The 8691-nt window shown below is 68.8% G+C and carries 9 protein-coding genes and 1 pseudogene; 5 read left to right on the top strand and 5 right to left on the bottom strand.

Features of this window, described 5'->3' with window-relative positions:
- The 4 genes and pseudogenes from HUW62_RS43370 to HUW62_RS43355 form a co-directional block, all read left to right on the top strand.
- Positions 1-340, top strand: a pseudogene (locus HUW62_RS43370) (peptidoglycan-binding protein LysM); the annotation flags it as partial.
- 19 nt (positions 341-359) lie between these two features.
- Complete coding sequence (locus HUW62_RS43365; RefSeq protein ID WP_176437781.1) at positions 360-2066, top strand: HD domain-containing phosphohydrolase; 1707 nt, start codon at positions 360-362, stop codon at positions 2064-2066.
- Positions 2067-2136: 70 nt separating this feature from the next.
- Positions 2137-2478, top strand: coding sequence for a DUF971 domain-containing protein (locus HUW62_RS43360; protein WP_163867385.1), 342 nt, complete (start codon positions 2137-2139; stop codon positions 2476-2478).
- Between the two features lie 25 nt (positions 2479-2503).
- A complete protein-coding gene (locus HUW62_RS43355) occupies positions 2504-4360 on the top strand; it encodes a serine/threonine-protein kinase (protein WP_176437780.1) in 1857 nt (618 codons plus the stop codon).
- Positions 4361-4449: 89 nt separating this feature from the next.
- On the opposite strand, the gene HUW62_RS43350 is transcribed toward HUW62_RS43355, so the two are convergent.
- The 5 genes from HUW62_RS43350 to HUW62_RS43330 all read right to left on the bottom strand — a co-directional run bounded on the left by HUW62_RS43350 (position 4450) and on the right by HUW62_RS43330 (position 8127).
- The gene (locus HUW62_RS43350; protein WP_163867383.1) at positions 4450-4992 is read right to left on the bottom strand and encodes a ClpXP protease specificity-enhancing factor SspB; all 543 of its coding nucleotides are present in this window, start codon (positions 4990-4992) and stop codon (positions 4450-4452) included.
- A 33-nt stretch (positions 4993-5025) separates the two neighbouring features.
- A complete protein-coding gene (gene smpB, locus HUW62_RS43345) occupies positions 5026-5517 on the bottom strand; it encodes an SsrA-binding protein SmpB (protein ID WP_163867382.1) in 492 nt (163 codons plus the stop codon).
- 16 nt (positions 5518-5533) lie between these two features.
- Positions 5534-6388 (bottom strand): pantoate--beta-alanine ligase, encoded by an 855-nt coding sequence (gene panC, locus HUW62_RS43340; RefSeq protein WP_163867381.1) that lies wholly within the window; start codon positions 6386-6388, stop codon positions 5534-5536.
- Between the two features lie 2 nt (positions 6389-6390).
- Positions 6391-7317 (bottom strand): 3-methyl-2-oxobutanoate hydroxymethyltransferase, encoded by a 927-nt coding sequence (gene panB, locus HUW62_RS43335; protein WP_176437779.1) that lies wholly within the window; start codon positions 7315-7317, stop codon positions 6391-6393.
- 165 nt (positions 7318-7482) lie between these two features.
- Positions 7483-8127 (bottom strand): deoxynucleoside kinase, encoded by a 645-nt coding sequence (locus tag HUW62_RS43330; RefSeq protein WP_163867379.1) that lies wholly within the window; start codon positions 8125-8127, stop codon positions 7483-7485.
- A 227-nt stretch (positions 8128-8354) separates the two neighbouring features.
- On the opposite strand from HUW62_RS43330, the gene HUW62_RS43325 reads away from it, so the two are divergent.
- Positions 8355-8636: a hypothetical protein gene (locus HUW62_RS43325; protein ID WP_163867378.1), complete on the top strand. Its 282-nt coding sequence runs from the start codon at positions 8355-8357 to the stop codon at positions 8634-8636.
- Positions 8637-8691: the final 55 nt, after the last annotated feature.

Here is an 8691-nt window from a genome sequence, read left to right as displayed (position 1 = left end):
CCTGGCGGTGCCCCAGCCCGAGCAGCCCAAACAAGGCGCGGTGCTGAAGCGACGCGCGGACGCGAAGAAGCAACTGGGGCCAGTGAAGTTGACCTGGGCGGCGGTGCCCGGCGTGGAGCGTTATGAAGTCGAGGTCGCCCGGGATTCGGAAGGCGCGGCCGTCGTCACGCAGACGACCACGACGCCCGAGGTGACGATGCCCGCGCTGGCCGCCGGACGTTACTGGTGGACGGTGCGCGCGGTGGGCGGGGCGGGTCGTTCCGAGCCGTCGGCGGTCCGCCGGTTCGAGCTCGTCCCCGAGCGACTCCCAATCAACGTCAAGAAGGGCCCGTGGCAGTAGGCCCTGGAGGAGCCGCCCCGTGCGTCTGTTCAAAGCCATCCTCCTGTTGATGCTCGTCGTCAGCATCGTCCCCACGCTGATGGTGGGGTGGCTGTCCGTCTCCCACACGCGCGAGTTGCTGGTGCGCGACGCGCAGGAGCTGGCGCAGGAGCGGGTGAAGCAGCTTCGGCTCAAGGCCGAAATCTTCCTCGGCGAGCCCACCGAGGCCGTCATGGGCCTGGCCCGCGTGCCGAACTTCTTCGCCCTGCCCCTGCAGGCGCAGCAGACGCATCTGGCGTCGGTGCTCTCTCAGCGCCGCGAGGTGCTGGCCATCACCGTCTTCGGTCCGGACGGCAAGCGCCTCCCCGGACTCCAGGCCTTCTCGCGTCACGACGTGCCGCCCACCGCGCTCGCCTCGCACGAGGAGCGCGGCCGGGCACTGCTCGACGGAGGCATGGAGCGCCCGCGCTACTCCGACGTGGTGGCCACGGGAAGCGGTGGGCCGGTGCTGACGCTGGCCTTCCCCGTGGGAGAGCCCGTGAAGGGCTTCATCGCCGCTGACCTGTCGCTCGCGGGCCTGCGGCAGATGCTGGAGCAGGAGCGCGTGGGCAGCACCGGCTTCGCGTACCTGTCCGACAACCGCGGGCACCTCGTCGTCGGCGGAGGAGGTGTGGCGGCGCTGGGCGGGGACGTCTCCCAGCGCAGCCCGGTGGCGCACCTGCTGAGGCAGCTGGCCAGCACTCCGGACGCGGAGCTGTTCCACGTCGGCAACTTCGGCGAGGGCCGCGACGCGGTGGTGGCCGCGTACACGGTGCTGCCCGAGACAGGCTGGGCCATCGTCTCCGAGCAGCCGGTGGTGCACGCCTATCGACAGGTGGAGGCGATGGAGCGCCGCATCCTCATGGGCCTGGGCGCGGCCATCCTCGTCGCGCTGGTGCTGGCGGCCCTCTTCTCGCGCAACCTCACCCGCCCCCTCAAGGTCTTCACCGACGGCGCCCTGGAGCTGGCGCGCGGGAAGTTCGGCGTGGAGGTGAAGATTCCGCAGAAGAACGAGGTGGGCGAGCTGGCCCAGACGTTCAACTACATGAGCAAGCAGTTGCTCGCGTACGACATGGAGAACCGCGGCCTCTACGAGAGCCTGGAGAAGGGCTATCTGGAGACCATCGTCGCGCTGGCCAACTCCATCGACTCCAAGGACGCGTACACGCGCGGCCACAGCCAGCGGGTGGGTGACTTGTCGGTGGAGATTGGCCGCGAGCTGAACCTCACCGAGCGCGAGCTGCGCCAGCTCCAGTACGGCGGCATCCTCCACGACATCGGCAAGATTGGCATCGTCGAGTCCATCCTCTGCAAGCAGACGAAGCTGACGGACCAGGAGATGGCCATCATGCGCGAGCACCCGGCCATCGGCGACGCCATCATCGGCCCGGTGAGCTTCCTGGGCGCGGTGCGCGCGTGCGTGCGCCATCACCACGAGCGGTGGGACGGCACCGGCTATCCCGACAAGCTCCAGGGCGAGGGCATCCCCCTGCTGGCCCGCATCGTCGGGTGCGCCGACACGTTCGATGCCTGCACCTCCACGCGCCCGTACCAGAAGGCCATGCCGCTGGAGAAGGCGATGGAGATTCTCGACAACCTCACCGGCGCGCAGCTGGACCCGCAGGTGGTGGCGGCCTTGCGGCGGGTGATTGCCAAGAAGGGCGTGCGCCTGGAAGGCCACCGGCTGCCCGTCAAGCTGGCCTCGTGAGGCGCGCGCCCGCCGCCCGGAAGGGTGCTAGGGAGGGCGCATCGCTGTTGCGACTTCGAAAGGTACGACGTTGAGCTTCTGGGACCGCATCAAGCCCTCGACTCCCTCCGCCACCGCGACGGACGCCCGCCTGTCCGCCGACGGCTCCCATCTGGAGCTGACGTGGGATGACGGCGCGAAGACGGGCGCCTCCGCCCAGGCGCTCCGCCAGCATTGCCCCTGCGCTGGCTGCGTGGACGAGTGGACGAATCAGCGCACGCTGGACCAGACGAAGGTGCCCGCGGACCTGCGCGTCAAGGAGGTCCACCCCGTGGGCAACTACGCGCTGACCTTCGCCTTCAGCGACGGCCACACCACCGGCATCTATCCCTGGAAGCTGCTGCGCGACATCACCCAGTCCCCCACCGCCTGAGGGCGGCCGCCCCGGAGAGCCCGCCATGAACGAACGCTATCGGCTCGTCAGGCCCCTGGCCTCCGGAGGCATGGCGGAGTTGTTCCTCGGCGTGGCCCGGGCCGCGGAGGGCTTCGAGCGCACCGTTGCAATCAAACGCATCCTCCCGCACCTGGCCCAGGAGCCCGACATCGCACGGATGTTCCTGGCCGAGGCCCGGCTGGCCACGCAGCTCCAGCACCAGAACATCGCCACCGTGTTCGACGTGGGCGAGAGTCCCTCGGGCCTCTTCCTGGTGATGGAGCTGGTGGACGGTTGGGACTTGGGCGTGTTGCTGCGCCTGGCCGCGAAGCAGCGTCAGCCTTTTCCTCCGCACCTGGCCGCGTTCATCACGCTCCAGGCGCTCGCGGGCCTCCACCACGCCTACCGCAAGCTCCACGAGGGACGTCCGCTGCTCGTGGCCCACCGGGATGTGTCTCCGTCCAACATCCTCGTGTCCCGCGAGGGCGAGGTGAAGGTGACGGACTTCGGCATCGCGCTGTTGAGCGGTGCGTCCTTCACCGCGCCGGGACTCTTCAAGGGCAAGGAAGCCTACAGCGCCCCCGAGGTCCTCCAGGGCGCTCCCGCCACCGCGCTGAGCGACCAGTTCTCCCTGGGCATCGTCTTCCACGAACTGCTCACCGGCGCGCATCCCTTCGCATCCACGATACAGCCCGGCTCTCTCGCCGTGGCCATCACCTCACGCGATGTCTCGCCGCTGCCGCCAGAAGTGCCCGCGCCCCTCGCCGCCGTGGTTCAGCGCATGCTGGCCCGCGCACCCGAGGCTCGCTTCGCCTCGCCGGAAGCGGTCGCCGAGGTGCTGGCGCGGTGGCTCGCCCAGTCGGGTGAACCCGCGAGCGCGCATGCCCTCACCGCGTTCCTGACGACGCTTCCCCTGCCGCCCACGCTGAAGGAACAGGGTGAGACGGCGAGCGGCCCGACGTCGCAAGGTCGTGGCACGCCGGCACCCGCTTCGGCGGCCTCCTTCTCCCCAGACATGGACGAGCCCTCGGAGCTCGCGGGCGTCGAGATGAGTTCGAGTGGACGGCTCATCCACCGCTGCGTCCGCTGTGGCTCGCCACTGTCCGCGCCTCGCGCGCCCTGCTCCGTCTGCGCCGCGCGGCTCGCGCCTCCGGCCCCGGGGGCCTTCGCGGCGTCGGACGAGAATGCGTCTCCGTTCCTCGCGGCGGGTGCGTTTCCTTCTTTCGAGGACGACTCCTCGTTCCAGGACGCGCCCGTCGGGAGCGGTGCCTCGACGTCCTCCGGGACGCCCCACGCACCGAAGACGCGGCTCTTCGGGGTGACACCACCGGGTCCGCAGGGCAGTGCCCCCGCTGTCGCCGCGCGTCGCCCCCCGCCGATGGAGGCGGCGTCCGCCACCCAGTCCATCGCCGACAGCATCGAAAGCACGGCGCGCAGGCCCTCCGCACCGAGCGTGACCAGCGCTGGTACCGAGGCCCTGGAGCTGGAGGAGCGCGCTCCGCGTCCCGAGAGCACCTTCGATGCGATTCCCGCCTCTGCTGTCCCGAGACGCTGGGGTCGACGCATCATCGCGCTCCTGGGTGTCGCGGCGGCGGTGGGCGGCAGTGTGTGGCTCTGGCCTCAACGCAACCAGGTCTCCGGGCGACTGATGGCCAGCGTGAATCGGCCCATGGCCGCGCCCGTGCTCATGCTCATGAGCGAGCCGTCGGGCGCGACGGTGCTCGTGGACGACAAGCCCGTGGGGACGACTCCGCTGGCGCTCGACAACGTGTATCCGGCGGGCCCTGTCTCCGTGCAGGTGCGCCTCAAGGGCTACCGCACGTGGAAGGGCACCTTCCCGGGAGCCGAGGCGGCGCAGCTCGAAGTGAAGCTAAAGCGCTGACCCGCGTGCCCCCAGAGGTCCTCGCGCGTTGCTCCGTGCTCACGCACGCGACACGCACGAGGCCACGGACTCGTGGCCCTCGCGCTTCGTCACTTCACCAGACGCAGATGCCCCCGACGCGGCGGAGGCGAGTCATCCTTCGGCCCTTCGGGCGGCGGCGGGACTTCCGACGAAGGCGGTGACGCCACCACCTCGTCGACGGGCGGCTCGGTGGGCACTTCGCGCAGGAAGGTGCGCGGACGCTCGGCGGCCACCGGTACGGGCACCGGGAGCGGCTGCGGCGGAGGACGCGCCACGGCGGACTGCTGCAGCAGCTCCGGCGGCATGTCCTCCATGAACATCCACGACTCCTTCGTCACGTGGCTGGCGATGGCGAACAGCGCCGACCAGGGCACCGCCACCGTGAAGCGCGAACCCGAGAAGCTCAGCGTGCAGCGCACTCCCCACTCGGTCACCGTGAGGTCCGGTGGGTCGAAGCGGTACGACAGGTTGAGGCGCAGATGGGCCTCTCCCCGGAGTGATGCGGGAACGAGCACGCCCGGCCTTCGCGCGTCCAGGTGGATCATCACCATCCCCTGGTCCAGCGAGGCGAGCAGCCGCTCCTTCTTGTCCAAATCCTTCGTGTCTTCCATCCGGTGGTACGGCGGTAAGAAATGCGGTCGCGCTCAACGGCGGCGCACGGCCCGGTCCATCTCCCGCTTCGTCTCCCGTTCCTTGATGTCGTGGCGCCTGTCTTCGTGTGTCTTGCCTCGACAGAGCCCCAGCTCCACCTTGGCGCGCCCCTGCTTGAAATACAGCACAAGCGGGATGATGGAATAACCACGCTCCCGCACCTTGGTGGTCCAACGGTCAATCTCGGCCCGGTGCATCAGCAGCTTCCGGCCGCGCGTGGGAAAATGGTCGAACACGCTGGCGGACTTGTAGGAACCGATGTGCGCATTGAGCAAGAAAAGCTCGCTGCCCTTGGGGAGGGCGTACGCGTCCGAGAGGTTGGCCTCCCCTTGTCGCAGCGACTTCACCTCGCTTCCCGTCAGCTCCAGACCCGCTTCCACCTTTTCGTCCACGGTGTAGTCGAAGCGCGCACGCCGGTTCTCGGCCACGACCTTGATTCCCTGCTCGCCGCCAGCCGGCCCCTTCGACTTTCCACCCGATGCCATACGTGTCCTGGGTCTCCTAACCGCCAAGCGCCATGTTGTCGATGAGGCGTGTATTGCCGCTGAAGGCCGCCACGAGCAGGCGAGCGGCCTGCCCCGGGACCACCGAGGTGAGCGGCGTGAGGCGCTCGGCGTCCACCAGCTCCACGTAGTCCTCCCGCAGCCCGGCGGAGGTCAATTCGTGCCGGACGGCCCCCGTCAGCGCCTGGGCCTCCCGCGTGCCGCCCTGCAGCAGCGTCAACGCGGCCCGGAGTCCTCGCGACAGGGACAGCGCTCGCTGCCTCTCCTCGGAGGACAGGTAGGCATTTCGGCTGCTCATCGCCAGCCCGTCAGTCTCGCGAACCGTCGGCATCCCGACGATGTCCGCGCCCAGGTGCAGGTCCCGGTTGAGCGCCCGGATGACCTGGAGCTGCTGATAGTCCTTCTCCCCGAACAGTGCCGCGTCGGGTCGGAAGAGGGACAGCAACTGGGTGACGATGGTGGCTACGCCCCGGAAGTGTCCCGGACGACGGGCGCCACACAGGCCCTGGCTCACCTCCGTCACCTCGACGTAGGTCTCATAGCCGGGCGGATACATGACCTCGGGCACCGGCGCGAAGACGACGTCGGCGCCCGCTTCGCCACACTTGGCCAGGTCGCCTTCGAAGTCGCGCGGGTAGCGCGAGAGGTCCTCGCGGGGACCGAACTGGGTGGGATTGACGAAGATGGAGACGGCCACCACGTCGGCGCGACGGCGCCCCTCGCGGATGAGCGAGAGGTGCCCTTCGTGCAAGAAGCCCATGGTGGGCACCAGCGCGAGCCGGCGCCCCTCACGGCGCAGCCCCGCCGCCCACGTCTTCACTTCGGCCACGGTGCGTAGGACGGCGGGCGCCATGGCTAGACCGGAATCCCGTAGACGGGGCCGACCTTCTCCTCACCCTCGGCGGGAGCGGCGACTTCGCCCTCCGGGAGCAAGCCCGTGCCCACGGCCGCGGGGGCCACGAGGCGGATGCTCTTGGTCGCCTTGAACGAGTGGTCCTCGTCCGGGAACGCGCCCTGGCGGACCTCGGTGAAGAACGCGCCGGTGGCCTCGGTGATGGAGCCGTGCAGGTTGGCGTAGCGCTTGACGAACTTGGGCTTGAAGTCCGGGTTCATTCCCAAGAGGTCGTAACAGACGAGCACCTGTCCGTCGCAATAACGTCCCGCGCCGATGCCGATGGTGGGGATGGACAGGCTCTGCGTAATCGTGCGCGCCAGCTCCAGCGGCACGCCCTCCAGCACCAGCGCGTAGGCGCCAGCGGCCTCCAGGGCGAGCGCATCGTCGAGAATCTTGCGCGCCTGCTCCTCGTCGCGGCCCTGGACGACATAGCCGCCCATCTTGTGGACCGACTGAGGCGTCAGGCCCAGGTGTCCCATGACGGGGATGCTGGCGCGGACGATGGCGCGGACGGTGTCGGCGAACTCGGCGCCACCCTCCAGCTTCACGCTGCCCACGCCGCCTTCCGTCACCAGCCGGCCCGCGTTGCGGACCGCTTCGTGGGCGGAGACCTGGTAGCTCAAGAAGGGCATGTCTCCCACCACGTGCGCCCGCTTCGCGCCCCGGGTGACGGCCGCCGAGTGGTAGACCATCTGGTCCATCGTCACGGGCAGCGTGGAGTCATGGCCTTGAATGACCATGCCCAGCGAGTCACCGACGAGCAATACGTCCGCACCCGATTGGTCCAGGATGTGGGCGAACGTGGCGTCATAAGCGGTGACCATGCAGATCTTCTGGCCGATCTGCTTGAAGCGCTTCAGCGAATGGATGGTGACCTTGTCCTTCACGGTTCACCTCCTGATGGGTGAGGGTGGATACGGCTCAAGCCGCCTCGCTGCCCCTCGCCGTCCCCACTGGGGATCGCCGGAGGCCGCGAAGTCGGCCCCCGCACTCTAACGCCGCCCGGGCGCCCGTGGGACTTCATCAGCGGCCAACCCGACAGGAGCCCGAAATCAGGGCCGCCGGGAGGCCCTGGGCACGTAATGCTGCGTCCCCGGCTTCGCCTTCCGGATGGCCGCGAGCAAGTCTTCCCGGTCCGCCTCGTTATTCACGAAATCGATATCCGAGGTGTCCACCACGAGGAGCGGAGTCTCCGTGTAGTGGAAGAAGAAGTTGTTGTACGCGTGGACCAGGCCCTCCAGGTAGGTGGAGTCGAACTTGCGTTCGAACTCGCGGCCCCGCTTCTTGATGCGCTGGAGCAGCACGTCGAGGCGGGCCTGGAGGTAGACGACGACGTCGGGCTTGGTGACGCGGGGCCCGAGCGCCTCGAAGACGCGCTCGTAGAGGGCCAGCTCGTGAGCGTCCAGGTTGAGGTGGGCGAAGATGCGGTCCTTGGCGAACAGGTAGTCGCTGACCGTGACGGAGCGGAAGAGGTCCTGCTGGAACAGCTCCTGCTGCTGCCGGAAGCGCGACAGGAGGAAGAAGATCTGCGTCTGGAAGCCGAACTTCTGCCGGTCCGTGTAGAAGTTGGAGAGGAAGGGGTTCTCCTCCACCACTTCGAGCACGCGCCGCGCGCTCAGCCGCTCCGAGAGGATGTTGGAGAGGCTCGTCTTTCCGACGCCAATGGGCCCCTCGACCACGATGTACCGGTAGTCCATCCGCCGAGGCCTCCCGACCCGGAATGCGCGGTGCGGCCCATGCCCGCCTCTGACGAGGACGCGGGGCCTCGCGTGGGGGCGCGGATAACACAACATGGCCGCATGGATCGGCAATTTTCCACGACCCGGGTGGTGACGGGAACCCCCAGGGCTCGCTTGACGCTGTGGGGGGCATCCCCTACGGTCCGCACCGATTCCATGGTGTGTGCGCGGGGTGCCCTTCAGTCATGAGTGGAAGGCAGCGGGCGAAGACGGTGGTGCGGCTCGAAGAGGCCCGCCAGAGCGCCGCGCCCAAGGCACCGGACGAGCAGCCTCCCATGGAAGCAGACCCGCTCTACGGCGTGGTGCTGCTGAAGACGGCGCTTGAATTGAAGCGGCGCAAGGACGGCACCGTGGAGGAGATTCTCCGCGACGTGCTGGCCCGCATGCGCATCCCCGAGGCGGAGTTCCGCGCGTTCCTGGAGCAACAGGGCGGACTGCTCCAGGCCCTCGGAACGCGCTGCCGGTAGCAAGGCAGACAGGCGAGCAGACGCCCGCCCCCTCCCCTACCTGTCTCTTATACCC

Source organism: Myxococcus sp. AM011 (genome assembly GCF_013372595.1).
Lineage (GTDB): Bacteria > Myxococcota > Myxococcia > Myxococcales > Myxococcaceae > Myxococcus > Myxococcus eversor.
Note: the sequence above shows the minus strand (reverse complement) of the source record. Positions and strands in the feature narration are given on the sequence as shown.